Below are 15,017 nucleotides of genomic sequence, written 5' to 3' on the forward strand. Positions count from 1 at the left end.
AACCTTGTTTGGGCTCATTTGAGAAAAGCCCACTAATTTGAGCTGTTTATGTCTGACACCGCAGAAATTTCTATTGATCCCTCCTATAAAAAAGCACCATCTGGTTTACGATTTGCCGCCCTTGTTGCGCTGGGGATGATTCTCAGTTTGACGCCGGTTGCAAAAATCTTACCGCAGGCCTGGAACACAGGGCTTCTGGTCGCAGGTATTTCTCTGCTGGCCACGGCGTTTCTGGTGGTGCTACGGGGCCAGATCTCCGATTTTTCGTCACGCCAGTCCGTTAGGTCCATGGCCGTATTTACTGAGCAAGATTTGTTCCCCTCTCTGATCGCAAATGCGCAGGGGGATGTTCTGGCCTGCAATGGGCAGGCACGAACACAACTTCACGCGCGCCCGGGTCTTCGCCTTGAGCAATGTCTGAAAACACTGTTTGCGAACCCGCCCGCCATTTTGCTGCGTCTGCAATCGTTGGCCGAGATTTACGGCAAGGCGCGCGAAGATATCGTGACCGTTGGGTCCACTGTTCCAGTTACAGTATTTAGCGTTGGAAACGGCCTGTTTTGCTGGCGGTTTCACATGGACACCCCCGGACAGTGGGATGATGTCGCCTTTCCCGTCGTGACCGAGGGCCGAAATGGAGCGATCCTGCGGGTGAACGCCGCAGCCGAGAATCTGCTGGGGTTCAGGCCGGACAACCTGAAGGAGGTGTTTCAGACCGAACCCGGTGGCGAAAGTGCGTTTCTTCAGGCCCAAACCGCGACCGAGCAAGTATCGGCCGTGGTGAGTGAGATCAGCCGCTCGGGCACTATGCGGGACCTACTTGTTCTTCCGTTGACTGTTTCAGGGCCAAGCGCAAGCGGCGCGTCATTTGCCGATCTGCCCGTTCCGATCATGTGTGTGTCCCCCGAAGGCAGCATCGTCGAGGCCAACCGGCTGGCCGCCAAACTGATTGGGGACATTCAGCCGGGCGAAACCAATCTCGATCAGATCATGGAGGGGTTGGGATACCCCATTCTGGACTGGCTGCAGCGCACCGCAGCGGGCGAACCTGCGATGCGGTCCGAGTTTCTACGCCTGACGCGTCAGGACAAGGAAGTGTTCGTGCAGGTCACGCTGCACCGGGTGATCAACCACGGGCAGACAACTCTGATTGCCGTTCTGAATGATGCGACTGAGCTGAAGACACTTGAGGCACAGTTCGTTCAGGGACAGAAAATGCAAGCAGTCGGGCAGTTGGCGGGCGGTGTTGCGCATGATTTCAACAACCTGCTAACGGCGATTTCCGGTCACTGTGATCTGTTGTTGCTGCGGCACGATCAGAACGACCCAAATTACGGTGACCTGGTGCAAATCAATCAGAATGCCAACCGGGCGGCTGCTTTGGTTAGCCAGTTGCTGGCCTTCTCGCGCAAACAAACATTGCGGCCCGAAGTGTTGGACCTGCGGGACACGATTTCTGACTTGATCCATCTGTTGAACCGGCTGGTGGGCGAGAAAGTGCGCCTTATCCTCAGCCACGATCCGGTGCTCAAACCGGTGCGCGCGGACAAGCGGCAGTTGGAGCAGGTGTTCATGAACCTCGTCGTCAACGCTCGGGACGCTATGCCGGATGGTGGCGAAGTGCGGATCGAGACTGAGGTGGTGATCTTGACCCAACCCATATCGCGCGACCGCGCAACGGTTCAGCCCGGAGAATACGTGACCGTAAAGGTGATCGACAGCGGAGTTGGTATCCCCGCAGACAAGCTGCAAAAGGTGTTTGAGCCCTTCTACACCACCAAAAGAACCGGCGAGGGCACAGGGCTGGGCCTGTCGACTGTCTATGGTATCGTCAAGCAGACTGGCGGCTTCATATTTGTTGACAGCTTGCAGGGTCACGGAACCGAATTCACAGTGTATCTGCCGGTGTCCACAGCTCCTCAGGAACCCGCACCTGCAGAAGTGGCTGCGGCGGAAATTCCAAGCGCCCGTCAGGGCGAGGGTGTTGTTCTGCTGGTTGAAGACGAAGCGCCTGTGCGGGCCTTTGCGACACGTGCCCTACGGCTAAAAGGGTATACCGTGCTCGAGGCGGAATCGGCAGAAGAGGCGTTGCGCCTGCTTGAGGACGGGGAGCTGAACGTGGACGCGTTTGTCACGGATGTGGTCATGCCCGGTATGGATGGCCCAACCTGGGTGCGCAAAGCGATGGAGACGCGGCCCGATGTCCGGGTGATCTTCATGTCCGGATACACCGAAGGCGCCTTCGGTGACTCCGGGCCGCAAGTTGTAAACTCGACCTTTTTGCCGAAACCCTTTTCGCTGAACCAACTGACCGAAGCGGTCTTTCAGCAGCTCAATTGACAGCTACAGCGCCGCGTCGTGGCAGGTAAACTCTGCTGCGTGACGTTTGCGAAAGGCCCGCTCGGTCCGAGGTGTCAGCGACAGGTCCCGCTGGGGTGAGACGTTTTCCTGCTGGAGATCGATCTGCATGTTCAGCCGGTCCTGCAGGAATGCCAGTATCTTGTCCTGGTTTTCGTATTTGAAGACATGGCTCGCGCCGGCGCCATTGCTGCGGGTACGGAAAAACTGGCTTTGGCTGCCGACATCCGCGAAGTCCGGGCGCGGATTTTGCATATAGGCCTGAACGAATTCGTCAAAGCTCAGATCGTGGGTGGAATGCGGATGCCCGATCCGATCTGGCCTGCTGCGGAATCGATACCAACTGCCCAGCCAGTCGATGGGCTCGCGCACCACAGCCATGATTTCCATTTCGGTGTCGTGCATTTTGCGAAAGATGTTTTGAAAAAACCGATCATATCGCCGCACGGGGGCATGTTTCAGATCCGGCGGACCTGTAACCACAAAGTCAGCCCGGTCGCGCAGGGCCGAGTGGTAGGCCGTGCTGCCTGTCTTGGGAACGGCAAGAAACGCAAGGCGTTCCTTATAAAAAACAAGCATTTATCAGCCCCTCGGCGAACTTTTTTTCAGGTGCAGCTTGGCGTAAACAACTCTTTAACACAATTGCCCAACAGTAAGTATTGTAAGTTTTAGTTGAAATGTTCTCTTTTTGGTCCCATAAGGAACAAGAGGCGAACAAAGCAGCGATTGCCGCCCGTTCAAGGGTGTGACAAAAGGGAAGGCGACAGGACAATGGCGGATCTTCTGACGATGAGCGACAAGAAAAACGCAGATAAGCAAAAGGCGCTCGACAGCGCGCTGGCACAGATCGAACGCCAGTTCGGCAAGGGCTCGATCATGAAGCTGGGCGAAGACTCCAAGCAGGATATCGAGGCCAGCTCGACCGGGTCTTTGGGCTTGGATATCGCGCTGGGGATCGGCGGCTTGCCGATGGGCCGGATTGTTGAGATTTACGGCCCCGAAAGCTCGGGCAAGACAACGCTGACCCTGCATTGCATTGCCGAGCAGCAAAAACGCGGTGGTGTCTGCGCCTTTGTGGACGCGGAACACGCGTTGGACCCGCAATATGCACGTAAACTGGGCGTGGATCTGGATGAGCTTCTGATCTCGCAGCCCGACACAGGTGAACAAGCGCTTGAGATTACCGATACGCTGGTGCGCTCGGGTGCGGTGAACATGGTTGTGGTCGACTCGGTTGCGGCGCTGACACCCAAATCCGAGCTGGAAGGCGACATGGGCGACAGTAGTGTCGGTGTGCAGGCCCGATTGATGAGCCAGGCGATGCGTAAACTGACCGGCTCAATCAGCCGTTCGAAATGTATGGTTGTTTTCATCAACCAGATTCGGATGAAGATTGGTGTGATGTTTGGCAGCCCAGAAACCACAACCGGTGGTAACGCGCTGAAATTCTACAGCTCGGTCCGTCTGGACATTCGCCGCATCGGCGCAATTAAGGATCGTGACGAGGTGGTTGGAAACCAAACCCGCGTCAAGGTCGTCAAAAACAAGGTGGCGCCGCCGTTCAAGCAGGTTGAATTTGACATCATGTATGGCGAAGGCATCTCGAAGATGGGTGAGCTTCTGGATCTGGGCGTCAAGGCTGGTGTGGTCGAGAAGTCCGGATCGTGGTTCAGCTACGGTGACGAACGGATCGGGCAGGGGCGTGAGAACGCCAAGCAGTATCTTCGTGACAACAGCCGAGCCGCGCTTGAGATCGAAGACAAAATTCGCGCCGCACATGGGTTGGAATTCGACATGCCGCCAGGCGCGGCCGAGGATGACGATATCCTTGAGGCCTAACTCATAGTTACAAACCCTGTGGTTACTTGTGGGGGCCCAGAAAAATCAATGCAGGGCGGTCTATCCGGGCCGCCTTGTTTTTGTTGGGCCGCCCTTCCTTGAACGACCCACCTAATTCTATCCTTTTGCTGAGTTGCCAATCCTGTGGACTATCCTTGGGGACAAGGATAAACCCGTCTCAGAACAAGATTATTGCGCGCTGAGAGAGCCCCATGCCCACGCTGAACGATATCCGATCCACTTTTCTGAACTACTTTGACAAGCAGGGGCACGAAGTGGTGGCGTCCAGCCCTCTGGTCCCGCGCAACGACCCGACGCTGATGTTCGTGAACTCGGGCATGGTGCAATTCAAGAACCTGTTCACCGGGGTTGAGACCCGCGACTACCAGCGTGCCACGACGGCACAAAAATGTGTGCGTGCAGGCGGCAAGCATAACGACCTGGACAACGTTGGGTACACTGCACGGCACCACACATTTTTTGAAATGTTGGGGAATTTTTCCTTCGGCGACTACTTCAAGCCCGAGGCGATCCCCTTTGCCTGGGAGTTGATCACCAAAGAATTTGGGATCGACAAGAACCGGTTGCTGGCCACGGTGTATCACACAGATGAAGAGGCATTCGAGATCTGGAAAAAGGTTGGCGTGCCCGAAGACCGGATCATCCGCATCGCCACCAGCGACAATTTCTGGCAGATGGGCCCGACAGGCCCCTGCGGCCCGTGTACCGAGATATTCTATGACCATGGCGATCACATCTGGGGTGGCCCTCCGGGCTCACCCGAGGAAGATGGTGACCGGTTCATCGAGATCTGGAACATCGTTTTCATGCAGAACGAACAGTTCGAAGATGGCTCGATGGTCGAATTGGATATGCAGTCGATCGACACCGGCATGGGGCTGGAACGGATCGGCGCTCTGCTGCAGGGCAGCCATGACAACTATGACACCGACCTGTTCAAAACGCTGATTGAAGCGTCGGCTAATGCCACCAATGTAGACCCGTATGGCGATCAAAACGTGCATCACCGGGTGATCGCGGATCACCTGCGTTCTACGTCTTTCCTGATTGCGGATGGGGTGATGCCATCGAACGACGGGCGCGGATATGTTCTGCGCCGGATCATGCGGCGCGCAATGCGCCATGCGCATCTGTTGGGCGCGAAGGACCCGGTCATGCACCGTCTGGTCCCGACATTGGTGCAATTGATGGGCGCGCAGTATTCCGAACTGGGTCAGGCACAGGCTTTGATCGAGGAAACCTTGCTGCTAGAGGAAACCCGGTTCAAGCAGACCTTGGATCGCGGGTTGAAGCTGTTGGATGACGAGGTTGCAAACCTGCCCGAGGGTGCGGCTCTGGACGGGGACGCCGCGTTCAAACTTTATGATACCTACGGCTTTCCGTTGGACTTGACGCAAGATGCACTGCGGGAAAAAGGCCGGACCGTAGACACGGACGGTTTTGACGCCGCTATGGCCGAACAAAAGGCCAAAGCCCGCGCGGCCTGGTCAGGATCGGGTGAAGCTGCGGACCAGGTGGTTTGGTTTGACGTGCTTGATACAGCCGGAGCTACGGATTTTCTGGGGTACGACACTGAAAAAGCCGAAGGGCAGGTGGCGGCTCTGGTCGTGGATGGCGCTCTGGTCGATCAGATCGAAGCGGGTGGAAGCGGTTGGGTCGTCGTGAACCAGACCCCGTTCTATGCCGAGGCCGGCGGTCAGATTGGTGACACCGGTGAGATTCGCCGCCTTGACGAACGCAATGATGTTGCGCGGGTCGAAGACACCCGAAAATTTGCCGAGGGCAAAGTCTATGCCCATAAGGTCACAGTCGATCACGGTACATTGTCCAGGGGCGACGCGGTAGAGCTTGAGGTTGATCATACCCGCCGCACGGCCATTCGGGCCAATCACTCGGCAACGCACCTGCTGCATGAAGCGCTGCGTGAAACGCTTGGAGATCATGTCGCTCAGCGCGGCTCGCTGAACGCCTCCGACCGGTTGCGCTTTGATTTCAGCCATTCCAAGGCGCTTAGCACGGAAGAAATTCAGAAGGTCGAGCGTGAGGTGAATGGCTTCATCCGCCAGAATTCCTCGGTAGAGACCCGCATTATGACACCGGATGATGCTCGTGAGCTCGGCGCTCAGGCGTTGTTTGGTGAGAAATATGGCGATGAGGTACGGGTTGTGTCGATGGGCAAGGCGCCCACTGGTAAGGGCCAGGATGGTGAGACCTGGTCGATCGAACTCTGCGGCGGTACCCATGTGCGCCAGACCGGCGACATTGGGACATTTATTGTTCTGGGCGACAGCGCCAGCAGCGCGGGCGTGCGCCGCATTGAAGCTTTGACAGGGGATGAGGCGTTCCGTCACCTGTCTGCGCAGGACCAACGTCTGAGCCAGATCGCGACCGAATTGAAGGCACAGCCTGATGACGTGGTCAGCCGTGTCAAATCGTTGATGGACGAGCGCAAATCGCTGCAAAACGAAGTGGCACAGCTGCGCCGCGATTTGGCGATGGCTGGCGGATCGGGACAGGGCGGAGCTGAGGCGCGTGACGTTAACGGCATCCCCTTTCTGGCGCAGGCCCTGACCGGGGTGTCAGGCAAGGACCTGCCCGCATTGATCGATGAACACAAAAGTCGTTTAGGATCGGGCGCAGTTCTGTTGATCGCGGATGCCGGCGGCAAGGCTGCTGTTGCAGCGGGCGTGACATCTGATCTGACCGGGAAGGTATCTGCCGTTGATCTGGTTCGCGCCGCTGTGGTCGAGCTGGGCGGTAAAGGCGGCGGTGGTCGTCCTGATATGGCTCAGGGTGGCGGCCGAGACGCGACTAATTCCGAAGCGGCGATCAAAGCCGCTGAACACGTGTTGGGAGGATAAAATGGCAGCACTTTGGATTGCCCATGTGACGGTAACGGATACGGAAGCCTACGCAAAATATGCCGAGTTGGCTGGTCCTGCGATTGCCAAGCACGGCGGCGCGTTCATCGCCCGCGCGGCGCGCTATGTTCAGCTTGAGGGAAAAGAGCGTCCCCGCAATGTCGTCGCGCGTTTTCCGTCCGTCGACGCAGCGGTCGAATGCTATGAATCCCCCGAGTACCAGCAGGCGCTGGACCACGCGCGTGGTGCAAGTGAGCGTGAATTGGTTGTTGTAGAGATCACCGAATAGAATCAAACTGACCACTCGAGCCCTACTTTGGGTTGAGTGGGCGGATTTCAGCCAATGGTAGAGCCGGGTAACCTGACAGGTTGCTCGGTTTTTGCCTTACTAAGCCAACTTGATATTTTTCAGTCGGTTACGAGTGGATGTGAATGTTGAATTTCATGCTTTCCCCCATAGATTGTGGCAGCCGCCTCTCAATTCTTGCCAGAAATGGACATATTGACGGACGAATTTCTGCCTCTTTTCGATTGCAATTTCGCTATTGATTGCAGAAACGACACCGTCCATCGATATTTAACCACATCGGAATACGGTCCGTGTTGTCCGCAATCGAACGGATAAAAACGAGATCGAGGGATGGGTATGAACTCAATTAGCATTGACCTCAGAGCTGCAACGGCTCGGTCGGCAACGACTTTTGGTCGCGCGATCGGTGTATTTGCTTTGGTTTTGGCATCGATGGCCATTGGTTCCGAAGCTACTGCTACCGAAGGTAAGTTTATCCCAAGTGCGTACGCATCGCCGCCGCCATCGGGCGCGCGTCAGTTGTGCCGTCAATACAATTGGGCCTGCTCAAACAAAGTGTCGGTTTCCTTGTCTAACAGGCAAGAGATGCAGATTATTAAGCGGGTCAATCGACAGGTTAACGCGACCACGCGGTCAGTTACGGATCAGTCTCAGTACCGAACAACTGAGCGGTGGGCATTGCCTACGTCGCAAGGCGGTGATTGCGAAGATTTTGCTTTGTTGAAGAAAAGAGATCTGATCAGGGCGGGTGTCGACCCCAGCAAACTGCTGATCGCAACTGTTCTTGATACAAAACGAAACTCTCATGCGGTTTTGGTCTACCGGTCAGCAGGCGGAGATTTGGTTCTGGACAACCTGACCAACCAGATCAAACCCTGGTCTGCGACTCGGTATTTGTTCCTGCGGATGCAGAATCCTCGAAAGCCTAGCGTGTGGGTTGGGATTTACGGACGAAGCTGACGAACGTCTCGGACCGAGGCTTTTCAGGGTCCGACTTGGGCCAGACTACCTAAAAAGGGCGACTTAACAGTCGCCCTTTGTCTTTGCAGATTGGGTAGGTGCCAAACCTGGCACTGGCATAGCCACCCAAAAGAGTTGGTCGTTTAGAACGTGCCGCCGCTGCCCGGACCACCAGCGTTTCCGCCGCCGTTGCCACCGCCACCGGTACTACCCGATCCGCCGGTGTTGCCACCGTCATTGCTTCCGCCGTTGCCGTCGCCGCTGTTGCCGCCATCGCCGTTGTTACCGCCGTTGCCGTCGCCGCTGTTGCCGCCATCGCCGTTGTTACCGCCGTTGCCGTCGCCGCTGTTGCCGCCATCGCCATTGTTGCCGCCGTTGCCGTTACCGCTGTTGCCGCCGCCGCCGTTGTTGCCGCCGTTGCCGTTGCCGCTGTTGCCACCGCCGCCGTTGTTGCCGCCGTTGCCGTTACCGTTGTTGCCGCCGCCGCCGTTGTTGCCGCCGTTGCCGTTGCCGTTGTTGCCGCCGCCACCGTTGTTTCCGCCGCCGCCGTTGTTTCCGCCGCCGCCGTTGTTGCCGCCGCCGCCATTATTGCCGCCACCGCCATTATTGCCGCCACCGCCATTATTGCCGCCACCGCCATTATTGCCGCCACCGCCGTTGTTGCCGCTGCCGCCATTATTTTCGCTGCTGCCACTCAGGCCGCCGTCGTTGGAATCACCGTCGCGGTCATTGGTCGCCGTCGTTGCAGTTGGAAGGTCGGTCAGAACCGCCGCGAAAGCAGGGCAGCTGTCGAGCGTACGGGCCAGAATGTCATCGAAATCAGCGCGGCGTTGAATGTAACGCAACATGCGTGTGTCAACGACTGTGCAATCACACAGGGTTTCAGTTGAAACCGATTGCTTGGCTGTTTTGATGTTACATCTTTCCGCATGAGCCGTGCTGGCGGAGATCAGGGGAAATGCTGCAGATAAAAATATTATAGACAATAAACGGGATTTCACGCGCATGGCGCCACTCCTTCAATACTCGTTACTAACACTTGCACAAACTCGTCGTGCCACACGTTTTAGGTACTATAATTGTGCCACACTTCAACCATAATTACACCTGTTTTGCGTCACATTTTCAAGAGGTGTTCACCCAGAATTAATATTTGAAATATCCTCTAGCGATAGAAAACGGATAAAAAACAAAGAGAAAGCCCGCCAAAATGGCGGGCCCCAAGAACTCTGAAACACTCAATCCGGAAGCAAATATGTCACGAATGCGTCATTGTTTCCATAGTGTGAACTATATCACTGTCAGAACTAAGCAGATTTCGCCATACGTTTACGTTCGTGAGGATCAAGAAAGCGTTTGCGTAGACGAACCGCGTTCGGAGTGACCTCAACCAGCTCATCATCGTCAATATAGGCAATCGCCTCTTCCAACGAGAACTGGATATGGGGTGTCAGCCGAACCGCATCATCGGATCCGCTGGCCCGAACGTTGGTAAGTTTTTTACCTTTCAGAGGGTTAACCTCAAGATCGTTGTCACGAGAATGCTCTCCGATCACCATGCCTTGATAGACGTCTGTTTGAGGGGAAACAAACATGCGGCCACGCTCTTCCAGGTTCCATAGCGCATAGGCGACAGCCTGACCGTTTTCCATCGAAATCAGAACCCCGGCGCGACGTCCTGGGATCGGTCCTTTGTGCGCCGCCCAGCCGTGGAACACGCGGTTCAGGACACCGGTTCCGCGTGTATCTGTCAGGAATTCGCCGTGATAACCGATCAACCCACGCGAGGGGACATGGGCGATGATCCGGGTCTTGCCGACCCCGGCGGGGCGCATCTCGGCCAGTTCGCCCTTGCGTGCACCCGTGATCTTTTCGATGACCGAGCCTGAGTATTCGTCATCCACATCGATGGTGACTTCTTCAATCGGTTCAAGGCGTTGTCCGTCTTCTTCGCGGAACAGAACCTGTGGGCGCGAGATGCTGAGCTCGAACCCTTCGCGGCGCATGTTTTCGATCAGAACACCCATCTGCAATTCACCACGACCGGCAACCTCAAAGGCTTCGCCGCCGGGGGTGTCAGTGATGCGAATGGCGACGTTAGATTCAGCCTCCTTCATCAGGCGGTCGCGAATGACACGGGACTGCACCTTTTTGCCGTCGCGCCCGGCCAGTGGCGAATCATTGATGCCGAACGTCACCGTGATGGTTGGCGGATCGATGGGTTGCGCGGGCAGGCCCTCTTCGACCTGGGGTGACACCAGTGAGTTGGCCACAGTGGCCTTGCTCATACCGGCGATGGTGACAATATCGCCGGCCTCGGCCACGTCGATGGGCTGTTGCGCCAGACCGCGGAATGCCAGAATTTTCGACGCGCGAAAGTTCTCGATCAATGTGCCATCCCGGCTGAGCGCCTTGAGGTTGTCACCCGCCTTCAGCGTGCCGCTTTCGACACGGCCGGTCAGAATGCGCCCGATGAACGGATCGCTGCCCAGTGTTGTGGCCAGCATGCGAAAGGGTTCATCCTTGTGTTCGATCTGCTGCGGGGCAGGGACGTGGTCCACGATCAAGTCGAACAGAGCCGAAAGGTCCTTGCGCGGCCCGTCCAGTTCCATATCCGCCCAGCCGGACCGTCCCGAGGCGTACATGGCCGGAAAATCCAGCTGGTCGTCATCAGCACCCAGATTGGCGAACAGGTCGAAACATTCGTCCAGCGCGCGATCAGGTTCAGCATCCGGTTTGTCGACCTTGTTCAGCACCACGATGGGACGCAGGCCCAGCGCCAGCGCCTTGGACGTGACAAACTTGGTCTGCGGCATCGGACCTTCGGCGGCATCGACCAGCAGGACAACGCCATCGACCATACTGAGGATACGTTCGACCTCACCGCCGAAATCGGCGTGGCCAGGGGTGTCGACGATGTTGACGCGCGTGCCGTTCCACTCAACCGATGTGGCCTTGGCCAGGATGGTGATCCCACGCTCGCGCTCCAGATCGTTGCTGTCCATGGCGCGCTCTGCCACGGCCTGGTTTTCCCGGAACGCGCCGGATTGTTTGAGCAGCTCATCCACCAGGGTCGTCTTGCCGTGGTCCACGTGAGCGATGATTGCGATATTGCGCAGGTCCATGAGAGGTCAGCCTTTGAACGGGAAGTTGCCGCGCGCATAACGCGGCACGGCAAAATATACCAGCCCTAACCGGCGATCAGTGCCCGGCAGTCTTGGAAAACAGGTGAATGATCAGGATTCCACCCAAAATCATGGCAAGACCAAGAACCGCAGGCCAATCCAGTTTCTGCCCAAAGGCGATATACCCGATGATCGCTATCAGAAAGATGCCCAGGCCCGACCAGATAGCGTAGACAATGCCGACAGGCATGAAACGCAAAGTCAGGCCAAGCAGATAGAAAGCGATCCCGTAACTGATCACAACCAGAACCGAGGGCCAGAACCGACTGAACTGCTGACTGGCCTGCAGCGCGGTGGTGCCGATGGTCTCTGCGGCAACCGCCAGCAACAAAATCAGATAGGCTTTGGGCATGTCAGAAATCTCGTTCTGGGTTTTGTTTGGTTGATCACAAAACGCAGTTCTGCGGCAAGAGAAATTTGGATATCTCAAGAGTTAGCGATTGCGATACCCGAAATCTGGGGCAAACAGTCAGGTCAGGATAACCTGACTATTTTCTCAGCTGTGTTTGTGTTATCAGTGTATTGTTTTTAATGATTTTTTGTTTGGTGAGTATTTACAATGACGTTATTTGCTAAATCCGTCATCTTTGTTTCGGCACTTATTGTGGCGCTTGGGTGGCTTGCTGACGGGGGGTCCGTCGACAAAAACGCAGCCAAAATTGTTGAACGGTTGAATAGTACACAGGTTTAGGCGCCAGCCGAAAACGGGAAAAGAGGCATTCGTGCCTCTTTTTCTTTGCGGGTCGTCAGACGCGGATTTCAGCCGTAAAGTACGCCACAAGCTGAGGGCGCAGCCAAGCCCATAAATCGGGTGCACCCTGTTGAATGGGATTGCCGACGCGCTTTTCGATTTGTGCGAAGGTGACGTCATAATCCACCCATGATCCACCTCCGGTTTCAAGGTTGCCGATGGGCGTCTGAATCCGGTCGATTGCTTTGGCAAAGCGGGCATCCTGGCTGTCGGCGGCTTCGAACTCTTGCCACAGGGCCAAATAGCTGATCCTCTGATCCGTCGGCAACATCCCGAACAGCCTGTTAGCCGCCGCCTGTTCTTCAGCTTCTTGCGCCGCGTGGTCGACCTGACCGTGGATCGGGTGGTCACCGGCATCAATCTCGACAATGTCGTGCAGCAACAGCATTTTCAGGACACGGTCGATAGAGACACCGGGCGTGGCGTATTCACACAGGACCCAGGCAAACAACATAATGTGCCAGGAATGCTCGGCCGAGTTTTCGAAACGCTGATCAGACAACAAGCGCGAGGCGCGGTAGACCGACTTCAGCTGGTCCGTTTCCGCCAAAAAGGGCAGGCGGGACGAGAATGCCGATTGTGCTGGGGCCTCGCCGATCAACAGACGATGCGCCGCGTCATAAGCCTGCGGGAGTGCCGTTTTCAGATAGGCCGCACGCCCGCTGTTCAGATTGTTCTGGACGATTGCAAGGTGTTCAGGGTTTGGCGCAGGCGAGCACAGGACCTGAAACATCGGTTGGCACCGGTCGAGGTGCTTGGCGAATTTCGCGTCCGGGGTCCTGTCGGCCTCAAACTCTTGCCACAAGGCCAGAAAACTGGCGGCTTGATCCGCGGGCAGCAGCCCGAACAACTCTGCTGCTGCGGCTTGTTCGGCCTGTTCCAGAGCCTGCCAGTCTGTCTGCAGGTGAATGGGATGGTCACCGACTACGATTTCCACCAAATCATGCAGCAACAGCATCCGGATGACCCGGTTAATGCTGACATCTTCATCCGCCACGGGTTCCATTGCCAGAGCCCACAAAGCCAGCTGCCAGCTGTGTTCGGCTGCATTTTCAGGGCGGGACTGGTCCAGCAGGAAATTGGCGCGATCAACTGACTTGAGCCTGTCCGCGCGTTTCAGGAATTCAATCTGCGCGGACAGTCTTTCGGTCATTGTTTTTCGATCGCTTTCGTCTTGGCTCGATGCTCAGTCAGTTTCCGCACCACGAATTGCCGGGCTTTGCGCTCGGCCAGTCGCACGCGGATTTCGGTCAGGAACGCTTCTTCCAGGGTTTGAGAGGACGCGCCCAAAAGCTCGCCCACTTCAACGAAAAAACGATCATTCCCGGTCTCATCCATCACTTTCATCGTGTCCTCGGCCAGTTTGGCCGCAAGGGTGATGATGGTATCGGACATCAGCGTGTGGTCTCGGTCAGGCGGCGTTTCACATAGTCGCTGACATCGGTGATCATCGTATCCATATGGCGGTCCTGGAAGAAGTGATCGGCTCCTTCAACTTCGTTATGGGTGATTGTGATTCCCTTTTGCTCATGCAGTTTATTCACAAGCGAGACGGTGTCTGCGGGCGGGGCCACGCGGTCGGACGAGCCGTTGATGATAAGGCCAGACGACGGGCAGGGTGCCAGGAACGAGAAATCATACATGTTCGCCGGCGGCGAGACACTGATGAACCCGGTGATTTCCGGACGGCGCATCAATAGCTGCATGCCGATCCACGCCCCGAACGAGAACCCGGCCACCCAGCAGTGTTTCGAGTTGTTGTTCATCGACTGCAGATAATCCAGCGCCGACGCCGCATCGCTCAGCTCGCCCACGCCTTGATCGTATTCGCCCTGGCTGCGGCCGACGCCGCGAAAGTTGAACCGCAACACGGTAAAGCCCATGTTGTAGAACGCGTAGTGCAGGTTATAGACCACCTTGTTGTTCATGGTCCCGCCGAACTGAGGATGTGGATGAAGCACGATAGCGATCGGTGCGTCTTTTTCCTTTTGCGGGTGGTAACGGCCTTCCAGGCGGCCTTCGGGTCCGGGAAAAATCACCTCGGGCATGTGTGCTTTGGTCCTGTCTTTTTCTTCTTGGTGCCGCGAAATACTTGACGGTTCTCGTCAGGCACCTTAGAACGGTTCTAATTGTGATACTATGCGCAAGTCGCTGCCAGTCGGAGATACGCACTGGCGACGGCGGCGTCAATGTTTTCGCGCTGAACCTGCCATGAGGTAAACAAAATGAAGCTGTCGACCAAAGGTCGTTATGCGATGGTTGCTTTGGCCGACATCGCTCTTCATCCGGCTGAAACGTTGGTCACCCTCAGCGAAATATCTGAGCGTCAGGATGTTTCCTTGCCTTATCTTGAGCAGCTTTTTGTGAAACTCCGCCGTGCAGAGCTTGTGGTTTCGGTGCGCGGGCCGGGTGGCGGGTACCGTCTGGCGCGCCCACCGTCGGAAATTCGCGTGGTCGAAGTTCTGGCCGCCGTGGATGAAACCGTAGACGCATTGCAAAAGGGCGCAGGCGCGTCTGGCGCGTCCTCGGGTAGTCGGGCCCAGTCGCTGACCAATCGCTTGTGGGAGAGCCTGAGCGCGAATGTCTATGTCTTCCTGCATCAGACTCGGTTATCGGATGTGATCAAGAATGATCTTGCGCCGTGTCCCGCAGTGCCAAGCCTGTTTGCTGTTGTGGATGATTAGGGCAATGCGATCGGATTTTAGGACTGCCGGGCGTTTCCGAGTTTGGGA

The 15,017-nt window shown here is 56.5% G+C and carries 13 protein-coding genes; 6 read left to right on the forward strand and 7 right to left on the reverse strand.

The features are described 5' to 3' along the window. Positions 1-135: 135 nt before the first annotated feature. Positions 136-2,340: an ATP-binding protein gene (locus SJY13_RS03410; protein WP_449314363.1), complete on the forward strand. Its 2,205-nt coding sequence runs from the start codon at positions 136-138 to the stop codon at positions 2,338-2,340. 3 nt (positions 2,341-2,343) lie between these two features. Here the strand turns inward: SJY13_RS03410 and SJY13_RS03415 are convergent, their stop codons facing one another. Further along, positions 2,344-2,937, reverse strand: coding sequence for a sulfotransferase family 2 domain-containing protein (locus SJY13_RS03415; RefSeq protein ID WP_085820601.1), 594 nt, complete (start codon positions 2,935-2,937; stop codon positions 2,344-2,346). A gap of 192 nt (positions 2,938-3,129) precedes the next feature. On the opposite strand from SJY13_RS03415, the gene recA reads away from it, so the two are divergent. The 4 genes from recA (at position 3,130) to SJY13_RS03435 (ending at position 8,349) form a co-directional block, all read left to right on the forward strand. Continuing rightward, complete coding sequence (gene recA, locus SJY13_RS03420) at positions 3,130-4,197, forward strand: recombinase RecA (protein ID WP_085820600.1); 1,068 nt, start codon at positions 3,130-3,132, stop codon at positions 4,195-4,197. Between the two features lie 212 nt (positions 4,198-4,409). Next, on the forward strand, positions 4,410-7,079 hold the full coding sequence (gene alaS, locus SJY13_RS03425; RefSeq protein WP_377187699.1) for an alanine--tRNA ligase: 2,670 nt from the start codon (positions 4,410-4,412) through the stop codon (positions 7,077-7,079). A gap of 1 nt (position 7,080) precedes the next feature. Further along, positions 7,081-7,368 carry a DUF1330 domain-containing protein gene (locus SJY13_RS03430; protein ID WP_085820598.1) on the forward strand — a complete coding sequence of 96 codons (288 nt, stop codon included), beginning with the start codon at positions 7,081-7,083 and terminating at the stop codon, positions 7,366-7,368. Positions 7,369-7,719: 351 nt separating this feature from the next. Further along, a complete protein-coding gene (locus SJY13_RS03435) occupies positions 7,720-8,349 on the forward strand; it encodes a transglutaminase-like cysteine peptidase (RefSeq protein ID WP_377187703.1) in 630 nt (209 codons plus the stop codon). Between the two features lie 143 nt (positions 8,350-8,492). Here the strand turns inward: SJY13_RS03435 and SJY13_RS03440 are convergent, their stop codons facing one another. The 6 genes from SJY13_RS03440 to SJY13_RS03465 form a co-directional block, all read right to left on the reverse strand. Next, positions 8,493-9,197: a hypothetical protein gene (locus SJY13_RS03440; protein ID WP_377187705.1), complete on the reverse strand. Its 705-nt coding sequence runs from the start codon at positions 9,195-9,197 to the stop codon at positions 8,493-8,495. Positions 9,198-9,656: 459 nt separating this feature from the next. Next, positions 9,657-11,474 (reverse strand): translational GTPase TypA, encoded by a 1,818-nt coding sequence (typA, locus tag SJY13_RS03445; protein WP_377187708.1) that lies wholly within the window; start codon positions 11,472-11,474, stop codon positions 9,657-9,659. Positions 11,475-11,550: 76 nt separating this feature from the next. Continuing rightward, positions 11,551-11,886 carry a DMT family transporter gene (locus SJY13_RS03450; protein ID WP_085824188.1) on the reverse strand — a complete coding sequence of 112 codons (336 nt, stop codon included), beginning with the start codon at positions 11,884-11,886 and terminating at the stop codon, positions 11,551-11,553. Positions 11,887-12,280: 394 nt separating this feature from the next. Further along, positions 12,281-13,438: an HD domain-containing protein gene (locus tag SJY13_RS03455; protein ID WP_377187712.1), complete on the reverse strand. Its 1,158-nt coding sequence runs from the start codon at positions 13,436-13,438 to the stop codon at positions 12,281-12,283. Beyond that, positions 13,435-13,680, reverse strand: a complete 246-nt coding sequence (locus SJY13_RS03460; RefSeq protein WP_085824186.1) for a hypothetical protein — start codon at positions 13,678-13,680, stop codon at positions 13,435-13,437. Before SJY13_RS03460 ends, SJY13_RS03455 begins: the two co-directional genes overlap by 4 nt. Next, on the reverse strand, positions 13,680-14,333 hold the full coding sequence (locus SJY13_RS03465; protein WP_085824185.1) for an alpha/beta hydrolase: 654 nt from the start codon (positions 14,331-14,333) through the stop codon (positions 13,680-13,682). Before SJY13_RS03465 ends, SJY13_RS03460 begins: the two co-directional genes overlap by 1 nt. 177 nt (positions 14,334-14,510) lie before the next feature. On the opposite strand from SJY13_RS03465, the gene SJY13_RS03470 reads away from it, so the two are divergent. Further along, positions 14,511-14,969 (forward strand): Fe-S cluster assembly transcriptional regulator IscR, encoded by a 459-nt coding sequence (locus SJY13_RS03470; protein WP_377187716.1) that lies wholly within the window; start codon positions 14,511-14,513, stop codon positions 14,967-14,969. Positions 14,970-15,017: the final 48 nt, after the last annotated feature.

This window comes from Ruegeria meonggei (assembly GCF_042768335.1).
Taxonomy (GTDB): Bacteria; Pseudomonadota; Alphaproteobacteria; order Rhodobacterales; family Rhodobacteraceae; genus Ruegeria; species Ruegeria meonggei.

What these genes read in the sequence shown, in the direction of transcription:
- SJY13_RS03455 (WP_377187712.1), bottom strand. Translation starts at nt 13,438, where the DNA reads ATGACCGAAAGACTGTCCGCGCAGATTGAATTCCTGAAACGCGCGGAC.
- SJY13_RS03470 (WP_377187716.1), top strand. Translation starts at nt 14,511, where the DNA reads ATGAAGCTGTCGACCAAAGGTCGTTATGCGATGGTTGCTTTGGCCGAC.
- SJY13_RS03440 (WP_377187705.1), bottom strand. Translation starts at nt 9,197, where the DNA reads ATGTTGCGTTACATTCAACGCCGCGCTGATTTCGATGACATTCTGGCC.
- alaS (WP_377187699.1), top strand. Translation starts at nt 4,410, where the DNA reads ATGCCCACGCTGAACGATATCCGATCCACTTTTCTGAACTACTTTGAC.
- recA (WP_085820600.1), top strand. Translation starts at nt 3,130, where the DNA reads ATGGCGGATCTTCTGACGATGAGCGACAAGAAAAACGCAGATAAGCAA.
- SJY13_RS03430 (WP_085820598.1), top strand. Translation starts at nt 7,081, where the DNA reads ATGGCAGCACTTTGGATTGCCCATGTGACGGTAACGGATACGGAAGCC.
- SJY13_RS03415 (WP_085820601.1), bottom strand. Translation starts at nt 2,937, where the DNA reads ATGCTTGTTTTTTATAAGGAACGCCTTGCGTTTCTTGCCGTTCCCAAG.
- typA (WP_377187708.1), bottom strand. Translation starts at nt 11,474, where the DNA reads ATGGACCTGCGCAATATCGCAATCATCGCTCACGTGGACCACGGCAAG.
- SJY13_RS03460 (WP_085824186.1), bottom strand. Translation starts at nt 13,680, where the DNA reads ATGTCCGATACCATCATCACCCTTGCGGCCAAACTGGCCGAGGACACG.
- SJY13_RS03410 (WP_449314363.1), top strand. Translation starts at nt 136, where the DNA reads ATGATTCTCAGTTTGACGCCGGTTGCAAAAATCTTACCGCAGGCCTGG.
- SJY13_RS03465 (WP_085824185.1), bottom strand. Translation starts at nt 14,333, where the DNA reads ATGCCCGAGGTGATTTTTCCCGGACCCGAAGGCCGCCTGGAAGGCCGT.
- SJY13_RS03450 (WP_085824188.1), bottom strand. Translation starts at nt 11,886, where the DNA reads ATGCCCAAAGCCTATCTGATTTTGTTGCTGGCGGTTGCCGCAGAGACC.
- SJY13_RS03435 (WP_377187703.1), top strand. Translation starts at nt 7,720, where the DNA reads ATGGGTATGAACTCAATTAGCATTGACCTCAGAGCTGCAACGGCTCGG.